The 17,325-nt window shown below is 54.8% G+C and carries 22 protein-coding genes, 3 tRNA genes and 1 rRNA gene; 9 read left to right on the top strand and 17 right to left on the bottom strand.

All coding sequences use genetic code 11. The annotated features are described in order from the left end of the window. Positions 1–21: 21 nt before the first annotated feature. The 7 genes from rpsP (at position 22) to HYT31_04185 (ending at position 4,354) form a co-directional block, all read left to right on the top strand. Positions 22–390 (top strand): 30S ribosomal protein S16, encoded by a 369-nt coding sequence (gene rpsP, locus HYT31_04215; protein ID MBI2050979.1) that lies wholly within the window; start codon positions 22–24, stop codon positions 388–390. Positions 391–501: 111 nt separating this feature from the next. Next, complete coding sequence (locus HYT31_04210) at positions 502–873, top strand: KH domain-containing protein (protein ID MBI2050978.1); 372 nt, start codon at positions 502–504, stop codon at positions 871–873. A gap of 83 nt (positions 874–956) precedes the next feature. Beyond that, the gene (gene trmD, locus HYT31_04205) at positions 957–1,643 is read left to right on the top strand and encodes a tRNA (guanosine(37)-N1)-methyltransferase TrmD (GenBank protein ID MBI2050977.1); all 687 of its coding nucleotides are present in this window, start codon (positions 957–959) and stop codon (positions 1,641–1,643) included. A 260-nt stretch (positions 1,644–1,903) separates the two neighbouring features. Beyond that, positions 1,904–3,301 (top strand): 16S ribosomal RNA (locus HYT31_04200). A gap of 402 nt (positions 3,302–3,703) precedes the next feature. After that, a tRNA-Val gene (locus HYT31_04195) sits at positions 3,704–3,780 on the top strand. Between the two features lie 269 nt (positions 3,781–4,049). Next, positions 4,050–4,126 (top strand) — tRNA-Ile (locus tag HYT31_04190). 151 nt (positions 4,127–4,277) lie between these two features. Then, positions 4,278–4,354, top strand: a tRNA-Pro gene (locus HYT31_04185). A 37-nt stretch (positions 4,355–4,391) separates the two neighbouring features. On the opposite strand, the gene HYT31_04180 is transcribed toward HYT31_04185, so the two are convergent. The 17 genes from HYT31_04180 to pyrB all read right to left on the bottom strand — a co-directional run bounded on the left by HYT31_04180 (position 4,392) and on the right by pyrB (position 15,384). After that, a complete protein-coding gene (locus tag HYT31_04180) occupies positions 4,392–4,946 on the bottom strand; it encodes a hypothetical protein (GenBank protein MBI2050976.1) in 555 nt (184 codons plus the stop codon). Beyond that, the gene (gene cadA, locus HYT31_04175) at positions 4,943–6,922 is read right to left on the bottom strand and encodes a cadmium-translocating P-type ATPase (GenBank protein ID MBI2050975.1); all 1,980 of its coding nucleotides are present in this window, start codon (positions 6,920–6,922) and stop codon (positions 4,943–4,945) included. The genes HYT31_04180 and cadA overlap by 4 nt, the downstream gene beginning before the upstream one ends. A gap of 92 nt (positions 6,923–7,014) precedes the next feature. Further along, positions 7,015–7,281, bottom strand: coding sequence for a hypothetical protein (locus HYT31_04170; GenBank protein ID MBI2050974.1), 267 nt, complete (start codon positions 7,279–7,281; stop codon positions 7,015–7,017). Positions 7,282–7,305: 24 nt separating this feature from the next. Next, entirely contained in the window at positions 7,306–7,986 is a 681-nt protein-coding gene (locus HYT31_04165; GenBank protein ID MBI2050973.1) for a hypothetical protein, read from the bottom strand. A 6-nt stretch (positions 7,987–7,992) separates the two neighbouring features. Next, positions 7,993–8,439: a hypothetical protein gene (locus tag HYT31_04160; GenBank protein ID MBI2050972.1), complete on the bottom strand. Its 447-nt coding sequence runs from the start codon at positions 8,437–8,439 to the stop codon at positions 7,993–7,995. Further along, positions 8,426–8,881, bottom strand: a complete 456-nt coding sequence (locus HYT31_04155; protein ID MBI2050971.1) for a hypothetical protein — start codon at positions 8,879–8,881, stop codon at positions 8,426–8,428. Before HYT31_04155 ends, HYT31_04160 begins: the two co-directional genes overlap by 14 nt. Positions 8,882–8,883: 2 nt before the next feature. Next, a complete protein-coding gene (locus HYT31_04150; protein ID MBI2050970.1) occupies positions 8,884–9,087 on the bottom strand; it encodes a DUF2933 domain-containing protein in 204 nt (67 codons plus the stop codon). A 12-nt stretch (positions 9,088–9,099) separates the two neighbouring features. Further along, positions 9,100–9,372: a metal-sensitive transcriptional regulator gene (locus tag HYT31_04145; protein ID MBI2050969.1), complete on the bottom strand. Its 273-nt coding sequence runs from the start codon at positions 9,370–9,372 to the stop codon at positions 9,100–9,102. Between the two features lie 53 nt (positions 9,373–9,425). Beyond that, on the bottom strand, positions 9,426–10,136 hold the full coding sequence (locus HYT31_04140; protein ID MBI2050968.1) for a redoxin domain-containing protein: 711 nt from the start codon (positions 10,134–10,136) through the stop codon (positions 9,426–9,428). A gap of 4 nt (positions 10,137–10,140) precedes the next feature. Then, complete coding sequence (locus HYT31_04135) at positions 10,141–10,992, bottom strand: hypothetical protein (GenBank protein ID MBI2050967.1); 852 nt, start codon at positions 10,990–10,992, stop codon at positions 10,141–10,143. A gap of 85 nt (positions 10,993–11,077) precedes the next feature. Next, complete coding sequence (locus HYT31_04130; GenBank protein MBI2050966.1) at positions 11,078–11,329, bottom strand: hypothetical protein; 252 nt, start codon at positions 11,327–11,329, stop codon at positions 11,078–11,080. Positions 11,330–11,382: 53 nt separating this feature from the next. Continuing rightward, positions 11,383–12,303, bottom strand: coding sequence for a hypothetical protein (locus HYT31_04125; protein ID MBI2050965.1), 921 nt, complete (start codon positions 12,301–12,303; stop codon positions 11,383–11,385). 18 nt (positions 12,304–12,321) lie between these two features. After that, positions 12,322–12,858 carry a hypothetical protein gene (locus tag HYT31_04120; protein MBI2050964.1) on the bottom strand — a complete coding sequence of 179 codons (537 nt, stop codon included), beginning with the start codon at positions 12,856–12,858 and terminating at the stop codon, positions 12,322–12,324. 4 nt (positions 12,859–12,862) lie between these two features. Continuing rightward, positions 12,863–13,384, bottom strand: coding sequence for a hypothetical protein (locus tag HYT31_04115; protein MBI2050963.1), 522 nt, complete (start codon positions 13,382–13,384; stop codon positions 12,863–12,865). 3 nt (positions 13,385–13,387) lie between these two features. Then, on the bottom strand, positions 13,388–13,861 hold the full coding sequence (locus HYT31_04110) for a hypothetical protein (protein ID MBI2050962.1): 474 nt from the start codon (positions 13,859–13,861) through the stop codon (positions 13,388–13,390). Between the two features lie 83 nt (positions 13,862–13,944). Continuing rightward, on the bottom strand, positions 13,945–14,349 hold the full coding sequence (locus HYT31_04105; GenBank protein MBI2050961.1) for a hypothetical protein: 405 nt from the start codon (positions 14,347–14,349) through the stop codon (positions 13,945–13,947). A gap of 90 nt (positions 14,350–14,439) precedes the next feature. Then, positions 14,440–15,384 carry an aspartate carbamoyltransferase gene (pyrB, locus tag HYT31_04100; GenBank protein MBI2050960.1) on the bottom strand — a complete coding sequence of 315 codons (945 nt, stop codon included), beginning with the start codon at positions 15,382–15,384 and terminating at the stop codon, positions 14,440–14,442. 249 nt (positions 15,385–15,633) lie between these two features. Between pyrB and HYT31_04095 the strand changes: the two genes are divergently transcribed. Both HYT31_04095 and HYT31_04090 read left to right on the top strand, forming a co-directional pair. Next, complete coding sequence (locus HYT31_04095) at positions 15,634–16,479, top strand: thioredoxin domain-containing protein (protein ID MBI2050959.1); 846 nt, start codon at positions 15,634–15,636, stop codon at positions 16,477–16,479. Continuing rightward, entirely contained in the window at positions 16,439–17,284 is an 846-nt protein-coding gene (locus tag HYT31_04090) for an A/G-specific adenine glycosylase (GenBank protein MBI2050958.1), read from the top strand. Before HYT31_04095 ends, HYT31_04090 begins: the two co-directional genes overlap by 41 nt. The last annotated feature ends 41 nt before the right edge of the window (positions 17,285–17,325 follow it).

Raw genomic sequence — 17,325 nt, 5'->3', positions numbered from 1 at the left:
ATTTCATATAGTATCTTCATTATGTTAGCAATCAGGCTCCAACGAATCGGCAAAAAGAACCGCCCCTCCTACCGGGTGGTTGTTTCCGAGCACAAGCGCGACCTCTACGGCCGCCACAACGAAATCCTGGGCAACTACGATCCGGTCGCTATCCCCAAGACTATAAGCCTGAAAGCGGACCGCATCAAGTACTGGCTCTCCGTAGGGGCGCAACCCTCAGCAACCGTGCACAACCTTTTGGTGAAGCAGGGCGTGATAGAAGGAAAAAAAGTCCGGGCATGGAGGCCCAAGAAAAAAGCCGAAGAAACAAAAGAAGCCGCTCCCGCGCCTAAGGCTGAAGCGCCGAAAGAACAAACGCCAGCTGAAGCGCCAAAAATTGACGGGGCATAAATTTGTGGTATACTCCAAAAAGCTGCTGTCGGCAGGCGCGGGGGTTTCGTCAGCCCGCCAATCACGCGCCACGGCTGGCACACGCAGTCGTTTAACAAGTAGGTAATCAGTATGGCAGAACTAGATCAACAGTTTCTGGACTTCGTGGTAAAGTCATTGGTGGATCACCCGGATGACATCCAGGTAGAGCGTACCGTGGATGAAATGGGAGTGCTCCTCACCCTCAAAACACACCCCGAAGACATGGGCCAGATCATCGGCAGGAGCGGCAACACCGCGCGCGCCATCCGCACCCTGCTCCGGGTCGTGGGCGCCAAGAACAACGCGCGCGTGAACCTTAAAATCCACGAGCCCGAAGGCTCCACCCGTGCGCCACGCAAGCCGCGCGAAGAAGGCGAGCGGCGCGACTACTCCCGGCCCGCGGCCGCAGCACCGAAAGAGGATCCGATTGACACCAGCGCCGTGGACGACCTCAAGCTGTAACCTGCCAGCCGAAGAGGCTCGCGCGCTCTGATTGAAAAATTACAAAAACCGTGCTAGGTTTATGCCAGTACGGTTTTTGGTTTATGACATTTGACATCATTACAATTTTTCCCAACATTTTTGACTCTTACCTAAAAGAGTCTATTTTAGCTCGCGCGCAAAAAAATGGCCTGGTTGAAATCAACATACACAACCTGCGGGACTACACGAGCGATACGCACCGCACCGTGGATGATTCGCCGTACGGCGGCGGAGTTGGCATGGTCATGATGGCGGAGCCGCTATACCGAGCCATCAACGACATACGAGCGGCTCCTCGCAATGACACTAGAATCATTCTCCTTACTCCACGAGGTAAACGATTCACACAAAGAGATGCGCAGCGGCTAACCCAATACGATCAAATCATCCTCATCGCAGGCCGGTACGAGGGCATTGATGAGCGTGTTGCTGAATTTGTTGATGAGCAAATTTCAATCGGCGATTTTGTCTTAAGCGGCGGAGAACTGCCTGCCCTGGCCGTGGTTGAGGCCGCGAGCAGGCTCATTCCGGGCGTGCTGGGCAAAGATGAGTCATCCCGCGAAGAATCCTTTAGCGACGAGAATTCCAGCGAGTACCCGCAGTATACCCGGCCCGAAATTTTTATCACTGATGATAAAAAAGAGTTGAAAGTGCCGGAAATTTTGCTTTCCGGAAACCACGCCGAAATCGCAAAATGGCGCAAAAGCAAGCGAAAACAGCCCACAAAACGTCCACAACCCCCTTCTTGACACTTATACGCGCCTGCGCTATACTACGAGTAGTTAGCAGTAATCAATTCAGTTCAGGAGACACACGATAGGATATATTCAATACTATCAACAAAACGAGACTGTATCTTGTCGTGTGTCTGCCTCTTGGGCAGGCATTTTTTATCTCTTTGACAACTCATGTTTACCAGAGTTTCCCAAAACTCTTGGTAAGCGCCACTAACCCCCGCTTTCGCGGGGGTAAACTTGAGCAATGATATAGTTGCAAAACGTCTATTCTACCTGGCTCAGGATGAACGCTGGCGGCGTGTCTTAGGCATGCAAGTCGAATGCCCGCAAGGGCATGGCAAACGGGTGCGTAACACATTGGTAACCTACCCCTTGGCGAGGCATAATCAACCGAAAGGTTGGATAATTCCTCATAGTCTCGTTGCACGCAAGTGCAACGAGTAAAGATTTATCACCAAGGGAGGGGCCTATGGTCCATCAGCTTGTTGGTAGGGTAACGGCCTACCAAGGCTACGACGGATAGCGGGTATTAACGTACGACCCGCCTCACCGGGACTGAAACACTGCCCGGACTCCTACGGGAGGCTGCAGTCGAGAATCTTCCGCAATGCCCGAAAGGGTGACGGAGCGACGCCGCGTGCAGGATGAAGGCCTTCGGGTCGTAAACTGCTTTTCCCAGGGATGAATTTCTGACAGTACCTGGGGAATAAGGGACTGCTAACTTCGTGCCAGCAGCAGCGGTAATACGAAGGTCCCAAGCGTTGTCCGGTGTTATTAGGCGTAAAGCGTCCGCAGGTGGTTGCGCGCATCTCTGGTCAAATCCTACGGCTCAACCGTAGGGCTGCCGGAGAGATGGCGCAGCTTGAGGCAGGGAGAGGCACGTGGAATGGCTGGTGTAGGAGTAAAATCCGTTAATCTCAGCCAGAACACCAAATGCGAAGGCAGCGTGCTGGAACTGTCCTGACACTCAGGGACGAAAGCGTGGGTCGCGAATGGGATTAGATACCCCAGTAGTCCACGCCGTAAACGATGGGTACTAGGCATTGAGAGCTCGACCCTCCCAGTGCCGCCTCTAAAAAAGCAAACGCGTTAAGTACCCCGCCTGGGGAGTACGGCCGCAAGGCTAAAACTCAAAGGAATTGACGGGAATTCGCACAAGCGGTGGAGCGTGTGGTTTAATTCGATAGTAAGCGAGGAACCTCACCAAGGCTTGACATCCTCGGAATCCTCCGGAAACGGAGGAGTGCCTTCGGGAACCGAGTGACAGGTGTTGCATGGTTGTCGTCAGCTCGTGTCGTGAGACGTTCGGTTAAGGAAGGGACGACGTCAAATCAGCATGACCCTTACGCCTTGGGCTACACACGCGCTACAATGGCCAGTACAAAGGGACGCCAAGCGGCAACGCGGAGCTAATCCCCTAAAACTGGTCTCAGTTCGGATTGGGGGCTGCAATTCGCCCCCATGAAGCCGGAATCGCTAGTAACCGTGTATCAGCCATGGCACGGTGAATACGTTCTCGAATTTTGTACACACCGCCCGTCAAATCAAGGGAGTCGGGGGTACCTGAAGGTCCGCATTAGCGGGCCCAAGGTAAAACCGATGACAGGGATTAAGTCGTAACAAGGCATCCGTAGCGGAAGCTGTGGATGGAACAACTCCTTTCTAGGGAGATCACCGTTCTGCGGTCATGCGCAGAACTATTGCTGGTCGAACCCGTACCGCTCTCCGAGCGTACGGGGTACAGCCTTTGTGTCGCCTCTACAAGGTTAAAACCAAGGGGCAGGTTAGAGCCACTATGTGAGTAGTGTACCCACATATGCTCTAGCGGACGTTTTGCAACCATATCATCACTCAAGAAAAAACAGCTCGCCCCAAAAGGGCGGGTTGTTTTTTACCCCTTGAAAAATCCAGGCGTTTCTGCTATTCTGGTTGGGTGATTCTTCACAAATTTTTTCTTGGGCTGACCGAGCGAACGCGAGGGAAGTTAAGAAAAAATTTGAGAGGAAGAGGCGGGCGAAGGGTGGAGCGGGCGAGCTTGCTCGCACGCGCAACCCGCAGTCCGACTCTGACGAGGACGATTAGCTCAGTTGGTTAGAGCGCGTCGTTGACATCGACGAGGTCGGAGGTTCAAATCCTCCATCGTCCACCAGAAAGAAAAGAATTGATAATTACCGCGTGCCGCGGTAGCTCAGCGGTAGAGCGAAGGCCTAAATCTTTGGGCCTTAGCCTAGTAATAGGCTACAGCAAACCAGGTGAATTCGGGGAAACCCCATGCGGGCAATCCCGAGCCAAGTCCGCCGATGAGGCGGAAAGGTGTAGAGACTATCCCTTTTGGGAGTACCGTCTGCCATATGGCGGACGGGAAGCGCCTGGCCCCCGTATTAACGGGGTGATGACGACTCACCCCCGCGGCACCACGGGCGATTAGCTCAGATGGTTAGAGCGCGTCACTGATAATGACGAGGTCCGAGGTTCGATTCCTCGATCGCCCACCAGAAAATACATGTGTCTTCACAAATTTCTGCTTGGGCCGAGGCGTACTCGCCGAGGTTAAGCAGAAATTTGAAAGGAAGACGCGGGCGCAAGGTGAAAGATACTGCTTTGTACTCAAAGGAGTATCTGGAACCTGAAGCGCGCGGCTGACGCCGGGGTATGGCCTAATTGGCTAAGGCACCACGTTTGGGACGTGGGGATTCTGGGTTCAAATCCCAGTACCCCGACCAATTGAAACATTCGGATTTTTCCGCGAGCAAATCCCGTTTAGTGGAATGGGGGGTTTGTGGCGCGCCCCGGCACGGCGCAGGCATCCGGATCTTGAATGCGCCGGCTCAAGAGCCTGATTGAAAAAGCGAGCGCGAGAATGCCAACAACCCCGAACTCAAGGCCCCCAAACGGCAACACTCCCAAAAAGGATGCAGCAGCGCCAAGGCCGAAAATTGATGAGAGGATGATTGAGCCGCACGCCGCGCATCCGACTCCCAAGAGCCCGACCACGGTTCCGGCAAGGCCAATGCCTGCGCCGCGCTGTGAATGGATCCTGCGCTTGAGATAATACGCAAGCAGAGCAGTGTTGGTTGCCGAGAGGATGATGACGGCCAGCGCGATAAACGCACTCGTGCGCGTTTCATTGGCCACAAAAAACTGCGGACTCTGCCAGATGAGCTTCCAAAATGAAATAGTTTCAGACCCAAGCGCAAATCCGAGCAACGCGCGGTTCGGCAGCCATGCGATAAACAAAAACAACCCCAGCGCAATGGATGCGGCGAGCGCTGCGTAGCGCCACTGCGAGAATACTATGGCGATTCCCCGCATCATACCAAGGGCGCGCGTTTGAGGAGCAGGGCGTTGGCGGCCACAATGACCGTGCTCGCGGACATGAACACCGCGGCAAGGGCCGGCTCAAGAATGATGCCCCACGCGGAGAGCGCGCCGGCCGCGAGCGGCAGTGCAACGACGTTGTAGCCGGTCGCCCAGAAAAGGTTCTGGATCATCTTTGCGTACGTCATCTTGGACAGCCTGACTATTTTGGCAATATCCCGCGGATCGTTCCGGACCAGGATAATGCCGGCTGATTCAATGGCCACATTGGTTCCCGCGCCAATGGCAATGCCGAGGTCAGCCTGCGTAAGCGCCGGAGCGTCGTTGATGCCGTCGCCAACCATAGCCACTCTCAAACCGCGTGATTGGAGCTCTTTGACTTTTTCTGACTTTTGGTGCGGCAAGACGCGGGCAAAGTATTCGTCAATGCCAAGTTCTTTACTCACCTGTTGCGCCACTTCCTCGGAATCGCCGGTGATCATGGCAAGCCGCATACCCATGCCTTTGAGCTCTTGCAGGGCTTCGGCTGCCTCAACGCGGATGGTGTCTGCAACAGCAAGGGTGCCGACTGCAGCGCCGTCCAGTTCCACTTGTATATCAGATTTTCCGCGGTGGCCGACAAAGACCCTTTTGCCGTCCACTTCGGCTTCGGCGCCGACACCGGGGATGCGCTTGAAATTTTTTGCTTCCCGGAGCCCGAGCCCCTGTTTCTTGGCTTCCGCAACAATGCCGCGAGCAATGGGGTGCTCGGAGTGCGCGTCAACTGATGCCGCGAGCGCCAACGCTTCGTCTGAAGAATAGGATACCACGCCGAATTCGCCGCGGGTCAAGGTTCCGGTTTTATCAAACAAAACCGTATCAACGCTTCGCGCCGCCTCCAAGGCAAGGCGCTGTTTTACAAGAAAACCGTTATGCGCAGCTTTGGTGGTGGAAATGGACGCAACCAGGGGCACCGCAAGTCCCAGGGCGTGCGGGCACGCAATGACGAGCACCGCAACCAGCCGCGCAACCGCAAACCCGACTTCCGCGCCCGCGGCAAGCCACGCAACGAGCGTCACTAGGCCCCCGGAAACGGCGACAACGGTCAAATAGAGCGCGGCCCGGTCCGAGAGGATTTGAAGCCGCGATTTGGATGCCTGGGCTTCGGCAACCAGGCGCATCACGCCAGCCAGAAACGTTTTCTCGCCGATATTTGAAACGCTGATCTTGAGCACGCCGTCGCCGTTGATGGTTCCGGCAATCACCGCATCGCCCTCCTTTTTAGCCACCGGCTTTGATTCTCCGGTAACCATTGATTCATTTACGTCTGATTCACCATCAGCAATGCGGCCATCCGCAGGAATTTTGGCTCCAGGCCGCACTAGGACAACGTCACCCTCTCTAAGTTCGGACAACTGAACCGTTGTCGGCTGGCCGTTGCGGATTACTTCTGCGGTGTCCGGAAGTAATTTTGAGAGTTCTCTGAGCGCGCCTTGGGCACCGCTCACGGCCCGCATCTCAAGCCAGTGGCCCAGGAGCATAATAGTAATCAATGTCGTGAGCTCCCAGAATAGGGCTTCTGCGCCCGCAAAAACCGCGTACACGCTCCAAAAATAAGCGGCTGAAACGGCGATGCCGATGAGCGTCATCATGCCCGGCAGGCGGCCGCGGATCTCGCGCCCAGCTCCGGCAAGGAATACCCAGCCCCCGTAGAAAAACACGATTGAACCGAGAACCAACGGCAGAAAGTCAGAACCCGAAAAAGCCGGCGGCGACCACTTGAAAATCTTCTCAACAACATCCGCGTACAACACCACCGGAACAGTGAGAATCAAGCTCACCCAAAACTTGCGCAAAAACAAGGCCGTTGAGTGGCCGGCGTGCTTGTCGTGGCCAGCGTGGTCCATTGCCCCTTTTTTCTCTTTTGCTGGAACGAGGTTCATGCCGCATTCCGGGCACATGCCGGGCCGATCCTGCCGGATTTCCGGGTGCATGGGGCAGGTATAGGTTTGCGTGCCGTTGCCGACAGGCAGTACCGGAGTATCTGCCGAATGGTGGCAGCAACTGTGATCGTGTTCTGGCATGGTTATTTCACCGAGCGGTTATAGAACCAGGCGAACAGGTACAGGCTTGCGTAGGTGTAGGCAAAGGCTTCAACCAGGCCGATGATCACCGCGCCCAGATTCAGCCCCGCGTCAGTGGTAATGGCCGCGAGGTTGATGCCATGGAACAGGTAGCTGAAGAACTTAACCGCGAACGCGGGCGCAATCCAGACCAAGATGACGCAGGCCAGATAAAGAACGGAAACCGCCTCGGCTCCGGCCAAGGCTAATTTATTTTGTTGCAATTGCATAACATTGTCTCCTTGTTTAATTATTTAGACATACAAATATTTAAAAAACAGCTGCGCCTGGTCGGTAATGGCCTGCAAGACCGAATATTCATTGGCCAGGTCCTCGGCGCCGGAGCCGCGGGGAAAGATTAAATAGGCCTTAACCACTGCCGCCTGGTCGCTGGTATGTATACTATAGAAATCTTGAGCGGTGGCAAAGTTACTCTGGCCAGACGCCACGACTAATTCACGATTACTGATGCGGCTGGCAACAAGCGCTTTGTTATGAGTGTGTATAAATTCTTTAACTGTTTGGTAGCTATCAACAGCGATAAACCGCAAGACTCCCCATTTCTTTTTCGCGATGGAAACAACGGCGATGGCCAAAAGATTATCAAACACCGTCTTTTTGCCTTGTTTGGCGCCATTATTATTCGCCATCAGGTCCGTGCTGACCTGCCGCAACAGAGGCAGCTGGCGGTTGACCAAGCCGATATATTTAAACGACTCCAGTAATTTTGCTTTAGAGATATTTAGGGCTTTCTCCTGGCGGGCAAGTCGGCGCTGATGCAGATAGTAAGTAAGAAGCCCCAGCCCGATAATGACAACATTCAAAATAGACTCCACATACGGTTTGGATATTGGGCCGATGTGTTCGATAAGATGCGGGTGCAACAGCAACGCCGCGAACAGAATTAAATAAATGATAAAAGTGAGCTTGGACATTATAATTTATTTTAAGCTCCACCTAAACAAACGCTCGGCAACGCCGCCAACATTTTTAATCTTTAATTCTATAAATGACGAGACTGGCTTGACTGCGCTAAATACCAAAACTCCTTCGCGGTGGTGCCCGCCAGGCCCCGGCCCTTCCCAAGAAATCGGCTGATAGGCGTTGCCCTTGTCATCAATAAGAGACGCCGCCGTGAGAATGTTGTCATCCAGGCTTCCGGAATGGGTGTCAAAGACAACATCAAACTTCCATGTTTTTGAACCGCTGCCGAATTCAACCGGAGTCACGGTAACGGTAACCGGCGGCCGCTCGTCAGTTTTAGTTTCCCAAGTCGCGGCTGGTTGTCCCGGCGGCGGCGTTTCCTCGTCATTTCTTGAAATAACCAAAAGCACGAGAACCAGAGCAACGAAGATGATTACAGCCAGGATGATTTTATTTAGCTTCATGTTGCCGCTGATATTTTATGATTTTATTGGTAATGTAAGCGATGCCGGCCACGTTGAAAGCAATGCCGACCCAGAACAGCTCTGTTTGGTACTGGGCCACAATAGTCAGAGCGCCGGCAATACCTAATATCGGTATGATGTTAGCCAGATAGTGAGCACAGCACGAGACCATGGCCAGGGTTGAAGTGGCGCCGGTCGCGGCCACGGCGCCGCCCGCTCCCTGGCTGCCGTGCGACCGGATGGCTTGCTTGAGATAAGTATAGAGCCCAGCTTGGAGGCCGAATCCCAAGGCCAGACTGACGATAAAATACCAGAATTGCTTAAACTGGCTTTGGGCAAAAGGCCAGCCGGAAACCAGCGTCAGCGCCGCAAAATATACTCCCAGCAGAATCAAACTGGCGAGCGCGCCATAAAGTACGGGTTTAACAATATTTTGCGACATAGTTATTTGCCATCATCATGGTCGTGCCCATGGCCTTTATGCATGAACAGATGCAACAGCGGGCAAACCAAAATCAGAAGATATGGCCAAGCGCCAAGCAGATTAACTCTACGGCCAGCCAAGATGAGAACGGCGGCCAAAATAATAAAGCAGATTACAATCCATTTCCATTTGGATCTTTTTTGCTCGGCCTTATGCTCGTGCATATATTACGATATTTATTTATTGGATAACGTGTAAATCCTGATTAATTCTTTGACCGCTTTCTCCTCGTCGCCCGGGCTCTGCATCTGGTGTTTGACATGGGTGCGCAGATGGTTCTCCAGGAGAAAAGCGTCCAGGCTTTTGAGCGATCTTTGCATGGAGAGCGACTGCCCTAAAAGCTCGGGGCAGTAGGCCTCTTTCTCAATCGCCTTAATCAGCCCATCCAGCTGGCCGCGAATGATTTTGGCCCGGTGAATGGCTCGTTTTTTTAGCTTTTGGTCCACCATACATATATCTTATACCCCTATACCCTATTTGTCAACAAGCCAGCCTGTGCATACTATAATAACTTCTGCAGTTCACCAAATAAACGGCTATTTTGAATGCTCATTGTTGGATCGTCAAGAACAAATCTCACAATCCCGGCCTTATCAAAAATCAAATAACTGTGCCCGGGCAGAGAACCATAGTGCATGGAGGACGGCGTGGTGAGCATGTTCATTTTTTGCGATACCTCTGTTCCGACATCAAATAAAACCGTGGCTTCGGCCAAATCGGGCATTTTTTCCACGGCCTGCTGCCAATCATTGGGCGAGTCAACCACCACGGACAGAGCTACAGTATCGGCGGTATTCAGCCTCGGGTCTTTGTTCAATTCCACTATCTGATTCCAACAAGCGGGATAGCACATTAACCCCTCGTTAAAAAACAAAACCACGTTTTTGCCTTTTAGATTTTCTTTATCATACTTCCTTCCCGCGCCGTCCAGCAGAGAAAAATCCGGCGCAGGTTTGCCCACCAAATCATTGAGCGGCCCCGCCGCCTCCGGAGAGCTTTGCGGATGGTGGTCGGCCATGCTGTCCCCGGCAACCGCGGGCGCGAGTTGAACCGGCGGCTCAACCGTGGCTATGGGGCCAGGGCCGGCAAAAAACCACATGCCAGCCACCACGATAATGGTAAAAGAAGCAATCCCCGCCAAAATGACGACGTTTGTTCTGTTAAATTGTCCTTTTGCTTTCTCCGGCTCGCAATCGCTGTGGCTTCTGCTCATAAGATTATTTTTTTAATGAATTAACCGCTCTTGTAACTATAAAAATAAACAAGGTGAAAACAACGGCCGCCCAAACATACTCCGGAACCGCGGCAATAAAACCGTTAATCAAATGCAACAATTTTGTCAAATAAATGTTGATATCAACCTGCCACGCCGAATGCGCGGCCAGGCGATTGGTGAAGGATAAAAACAAAATCAACATGCCCATCAGGGTAAACATGGCGCCGGAAACCAATTCGCCCATCGTCACATTGATTTCTGCCGAGCCAAGGTGGTATGAGATGCTCCGGCGCAATACCATCATTTTTTTATTCGCCGCGCTCTTGTCCAAAATGGATGCCAAAAAAAACAGCGGCGCGACCATTCCCAAAACGTAACTTAAGGTATAGGCCAAACCCCAAAGCACGGAACCGGGCAGGACGGACAGGGCTAAAACGCCGGCCAAGACCGGCGCGCAGCAAGTGGTGGCGATGCCGGATAAAATTCCTAAAATAAATACGGAAAAAGGATGGTAATTTTTAATGGCGGGATTAACGTGCCAGGGCAGGGCCAGGTGCCGGCCGGAAATTATTATCAGCCCGAGCACCAGCAAAAAAATCCCGCCGAAGACGAATATTGCGTTGTGGTAGCGGCTTAAAAATTGCCCAAAAAAAGCCGCGCCGAGCCCCAGCGGCAAGAATACCGCCAGCACGCCCAAAAAGAAAACAAAAGTCATAAAAAAAATTTTCGTTCTCTCTCTAAAAACGGAGGCAAAATAAGACGGCAACAGCACCGTAATGCAGCAGGGAGCGAACAGAGCGGCCAACCCGGCTATAAACGCCGCCGCCAGTGATGTGCCAACGAGTAAATCCATAAATTTAAACCATTAACAAATTACGGACCATGCGGAGCCGGACGAAGCGCCAATGGAACGCCTGCATCCGGCCGGCGTATGGCGCCTACTTCACCCGCTTCCAAAGGTAGGCCGCAAGGAGTCCGAGCACCAGCCACAGCAATACCGTGGTGACGGTTGAGATGGCGAGCCCGGTTCCGCCGTAGCCCATCATGCCGCCTCCCCAGCTGCCCATCATGCCCCCGAATCCGGAGCCGAATCCGGAACAGTTAAAAGAACCGTCCGATTCAGCGGATGCCGAAGCCGGAACCAGTGCCGCAAATGCGGCAAACGTTGCGAACAGAGAACGTAATCGCATATGTTTTGTTTGTTAAGTACTAATGAATACAGTATATCATGCCCGTCTTGCGCCTACACTCCGCACCCGCCCCCGCCGCCGGACGAAACCGGCTCAACTTGGGCTGCGATGTTCTGGTACCCGGCGCTTGACGAGAAATCGTACCCCAGGATTTCCTTCGGAGCGGCGTCTTGCCACGAGAGGCCTTGGGTGCCCAAGTACTTGGCAATGGTGAGGTAGGTCTCCGGGAACCAGTATGCGTTCACCGCAAGCGCATACCGATACATATCCGCTTCAGCAACTCCGTTTGCGGCCATCAATTCAAGCAATCCGAGCATTGCCATGCCGTGGTTGCAGTCCGGAAAGTACACCGAGTTGCCGCAGCACGGCCTATAGATTCCCTGGGCGACCCGCTCAACCATCTGCTGTTGTTCCGAAGTGAGCGTTACGAACTCGTGCATGCTGTAATGGTCCATAGGATCCCCGGACGCAAGCGTCCAGCCTCCGGTTGAGGCGAACCTGCCCGCGCCACCGTACTCCGGATCCTGCATGGGGCCCTGGTCCAGAACCGGGTTCTTATTGGCAAGCCCGAACGCCCACAGCACATTCAAGAGCACGCCCGCGTTTTGTGGAGTAATGCGCACATCCCCGGCAAGGGTTCCGGAAAGCATGGCCTGCTCCTCCTCGGTGAGGCCGCCGCGGTTTTGGTAGATTGACTCAAACGCCTGCTGGTCAATGACCCCGCTTGCGATCATCTTGCTACCGAGGTCTCCCCAGGCAACCGGAAGCACCACCCCTTGCTCGGGAATCACGGCCGCGGCATACGCGCTGATTGAATCCTCGGTAGCGCGCGATGCGCCCTGGGGCGCTGCCGCGGGCGCGCTGCGGGTGAACCGGGGCGTAATGCGGACCACAAACAACGCGTTAAAGAGGAACAACACAAGCACGACAAGCGTTGTGGTGCGCCAGAACGAAACTGATGTAGGTAGTTTCATATGAATGCAAGTAACGAATTATTCAATGCAGCAATCAAACACTTTCTTGACCATGGCCCCGAGCGAACCGAGAAAGCCCTGCGGTTTGGCGTCATGAACGTTGAGCGCGCGCTCATCAATCTTTTTGGCGTCCTTGATTGGCACGAGCTTCAGGTTGATGCCCCAGAACAGCGAGTAGAGGCTGTACGCCTTGCCGAACAGATCATACGCCTCGCTGTTCCGGCCGAGTCCGAGGGCTTTGGTGCCGACTTCCATAAGCCGCATGCATGCCGCGAGCAAGTGCTTTGAGATGCACCACACCTCGCCCTCGTACTCTCTGATGATCTTTTTTAACAGCTCCTTGCGCATCTCGCGCACCTCTTTGATCATATCATAATACTCGTGCTTGCCGGTTTTTGCGCCGGTAAAGAAAAAGTGCTCTTCAATGGAAACGAGGTTCATGATGGCAATGGATAAATCCTGGTCAGAAGACAAATCCATCTTGTCCTGCTTTTTCATGGCGTCCACGCGCGCCACAAACTCGTTCAAACGTTCAATGGTAGTAGCATCAGCCATATGGTTAGGCGATTACTTCAACAAGCGCGATGCCGGCCGCAAGCAACAGCAGGACAACAAAAACTCCTTGGAACGGCACGTGCTTTCCGTTCCGCAGGCGGGTAAGGCCGCGAGAAGCATGCGGGCTCCCGAGAACCAGGAGGCCGCCCACAACCGCGCCAATGAGCACATTCGGAATCACGAGCGTGGTTCCGTACTGCCCGATCCCTGCCAGGTAGAGCCCGCGCGCGCCGGGCAAAAACGGGGCAACCGGCACGACAGTCGTAACAAACACCAGGAATGCGATTGCCAGGCCTTGACCGCGGAAATACCGGACCCGGACGAGCTTCGCCATCCACATGCCGAGGGCAAGGCTCGCTGCTCCAAGGGCAATGCCCACGGACAGCGTGGAAACGCCGAGCTGGTACGCGCCCAAGCCAATGGCAACCGCGCCTACAGTGCACAAGGGGCAGTGCGCGAGTACCAACTTTGGCGCGCCTGCCCCGAACGCCGCAGCAGCAAGCGCATAGTACGTAGTTCGCTTCATACGCTACTCCTGGTACCGCGAAACATCCCCGGAAGCGGTAAAGCCGTACACCGGAAACTCGCCGCGCGCCACCCCGCCCATGCCCGGAGCGCCTGCGGGCATGCCGGGCAAGGCAAGGCCCGCGATCGCCGGCTTTTCGGCAAGCATACTCATAATGCTCTCAACCGGAACATGGCCCTCGGAAACATAGTCCCCGATCACCGTGGTGTGGCAGCTCTCCAATCCGCCCGGGACGCCATACTGCTCTTTGATGGCCGTGAGATCGTCATGGTTTTGGACTTCTACCTCAAACCCCTTGCGCTTGAGGTAGGTGATGTAGTTGGCGCAACACCCGCACGTCGGAGTCTTGTGCACCACCGCAGCCATTGGCGCACCATCGCCCGCACCGCGGGGGGAGGCAGGAAGAAGAGAGCGCTGGAACAGGACAATCCCCCCGAGCGCCGCCGCAGCCGCAACTCCTATAATAATCTTTCTCATACGTATCAATGCTTAAACAGTAATCGCTGCAACGCAAAAAACGCGACAAAAAACCGCAGCAGCTCTTGCGCGTTCGTCAAAACCTAAAATGTTTTTGGATGCAAAATTCCCTGCGAGAACAATTCCGCGTACTTGGAATAAAGCCTCGTGCCTCCGTACCTGCGTTCAAGTGAGCCCGCATAGGGAGGCGCCACAACAACGAGCGCGCGGACAAGCGGAAAAAAGAAAATAAAGACAAGCGCCGCAAAGAGCAGGTACGCCGAGGGAAGGGCGGACTGGAACTGGCTGTGCAGCACCGCGCTCCCAGCCGCGTCTTCCACAGAGCAGCAGAGTGCGTGGGGTTGCTTTTGGGTTTGGTGCGCCCCGTGATCCATGGGCGCGGCCATGCCCCCGGCCACCAGGCCGCGGCATGTAACAATAAATGCCGCAATGAGAAGCGCGGCCACCAAGGCATAATGGGAGGATGCTAATTTCTGTGCAGTACGCATGAAAAAAGCATACCATAAAAAAAAGAGGACGGGAAGCCCAAAGGAGGACATCCCGTCGTGGAAGGAACTGCGCGGCCGCAAGAAGGCGCTCTACAGCGGCGCGTCCGGCGCCAGAATCATCTTGAGCAAAGCCATGCGCACACAGAGCCCGTTGTGAACCTGCCTGAAGTACGCGGCGCGCAGATCCGCATCTACCCTGCCCCTGTTCTTGATCTCGCCGGTGCGCGGCAGGGGATGCATGATTCGTGCGTCTTGACGCATAAGCTTGAGGACCGAGGCATCCATGACAAACCGACCATTGAGCCGAACAGGTTTGCCGCGCATACGCTCCTGCTGCACGCGCGTCATGTAGATTACGTCTACTCTGCCGGCAACTTCTCTGATGTCATCACACTCCTCAAAGCGAACGCCGCGCCGCTGGAGGTACCTCCGGACATCTTTCCGCATCCGCATCCGCGCCGGCGAAACGAAAAAGATCCTCGGATATTCGTACTTGGCAAGCAGGTAGCACAACGAACGGGCCGTGCGCCCGTTTGCGAGGTCCCCCACCATGGCAATGGCGATGTTGTCCAGTCGGCCGATTTCATCCTGGATCGTGTACACATCCAGTAATGCCTGGGTTGGATGCTGCCCAGGACCTGCGCCGCCATTGATGACCGGAACCGGAGAATACGCCGCGGCGATTTTGGCTGACCATCGGTCAAAGTGCCGCAGTACAATGACATCCGCGTAGCACGCCTCAACCCGGACCGTATCCGCAAGCGTTTCTCCTTTGACTGCTGAAGAGAAATCTAGAGCGTTCTCGGTGCTGATCGCGCTTCCGCCAAGCCGAAGCATCGCAGACTCAAACGAGTGCCTGGTTCTGGTGCTGGGCTCATAGAACAACGTCACCATGACACGGCCGGTTAGGCACCGCAGCAGATCTGGATCCCGGCGCCTAACGCGATCTCTCATCGCGTTAACTGCCGGAAAAAGCTCATCATCCAGAAACCCGCGGCTAAACTGCTGGGCTTCAACCACATGTCGCAAAGGCATCCCAACTCCTCCCCGAATTGCGAATGAACGTTGTATGCCGACCCGCTCCCCACGGGCCGGATACTGCAGGTACTCCAAACTATCCTACCCGCAAAGCCGCACATTGTCAAACAGGCCAAAAATTGACAGCGCCCTCCGAGTGCGCACCTGCTTTTAGACAAGCTCAAGCAGAATGGGTATACTGTATGTGCCCTTGAGCAGGCCAAAAACGCGCGCTCCATCGCAACAGCCCCCTAATCATTCCTCACTATGGAACCAGAACAAACACAATCCGCACAGGGAAACCAAAAAACCGAGCAGTCCGCCTCCGCGACGGATACGCTGACCAAAAAGCAGCGCAGGGCCCTCAAAAAACTGGAAAAGCGCGAACAGAGGCAGCACGCGGAACGCGGGAGGACGGTAAAAACATGGGCAGCGTGGATTGCCGCGATTGCCGTGATCGCCCTGGGACTCGCGTGGCTTGTAGCGAGTTCAAACTCGCAGGGCAGCGCGGAAGCGCCCCCGCCCTCCGAAATAGCGGCGCGCGACTGGACCCACGGAAGCGAAGCCGCCCCGGCACAGATCATTGAGTACAGCGACTTCCAGTGCCCGGCCTGCGGCGCCTACTACCCCATCATCAAACAGCTGACCCAAGAATTCGGGGAGGACCTGCGGTTTGCGTACCGGCACTTTCCCCTGAACGCGATCCACCCGAACGCCGAGCCTGCGGCCCGCGCCGCAGAAGCGGCAGGCATACAGGGGCGTTTTTGGGAAATGCATGATGCGCTGTTTGAGAACCAGAGCGCATGGTCCGGCGCGGGGAATCCGTTTGATTTGTTCGCGCAATACGCCAATGGCATAGGATTGGATGCGGCGCAATTTGAGGCTGACTATGAATCAAGCGCCGTAAAAGACGCGGTCCGCGCGCACGAAAGCGCAGGCAGGCGGCTCGGGGTGAATGGAACGCCCACGTTTGTGCTGAACGGCGAGCGGATTGAGAACCCGCAGAGCTATGAAGCGTTCAGGGACTTGCTCGTTTCAATTGTTGGGGAACCAGAACTCGCGACAAGCCCGGATGACCAAGAAACCGCGACCACAACCGAAGAAGCTCTCTAAGGAGCAAATCCGCGCATTCCGGAAAACAGTCTACAGGCACTATGCGACAGGGGCCCGGCCTTTTTTGTGGCGGAACACCCGCGACCCGTACAAGATTCTGGTGTCGGAAATCATGCTCCAGCAGACCCAGGCAGAGCGCGTGTCAGAACAATACCCCCTCTTTATGGAGCGCTTCCCCACGGTGGGCGCACTCGGGCGAGCCCGGCTCAAATCAGTCATCCGGCAATGGCAGGGACTCGGGTACAACCGCCGCGCCAAAATGCTCTGGGAGGCGGCGCGCGCCATTATAACAGAACACAACGGCCGCATCCCCAAAGACGCGGGCGCTCTCCAAAAACTTCCGGGGCTCGGGCCGTACACGGCGCGGGCCGTGCTGGTGTTCGCGTTCAACCAGCCGCACGCCATGATTGAAACAAACATCCGCTCCGTATTTTTGCACCACTTTTTTCCAAACAAAAAAGGTGTGGATGACGCACGGCTTGAGCCCCTGATTGGGCAGGCGCTTGACGTGCGCAACCCACGGAAGTGGTATTCGGCGCTCATGGACTATGGGGCCCACCTCAAAAAAACAGTTCCCAACCCGAGCCGCGCGAGCCGCCACCATAGCGTGCAATCCCGGTTTGCCGGCTCAAACCGGGAAATTCGCGGAAACATCATAAAACTGCTGCTTAAAAAGCGGCATCAAACCAAAACGCAGCTTATCAGAGAACTGGATGCTGATCCCGTGCGCGCGGCGCGTATTCTCGCACAGATGCAAACCGAAGGGTTGCTCAAAAAACAGGACACTCGGTTTGTGATAGCGTAAAAAATGGCGTATCATACCAGTATGGATGACAAAGACAAAAC

The organism is Parcubacteria group bacterium (genome assembly GCA_016181765.1).
In the GTDB taxonomy this organism is placed as follows: domain Bacteria; phylum Patescibacteriota; class Patescibacteriia; order UBA2169; family UBA2169; genus CG10-46-32.
Note: the sequence above shows the minus strand (reverse complement) of the source record. Positions and strands in the feature narration are given on the sequence as shown.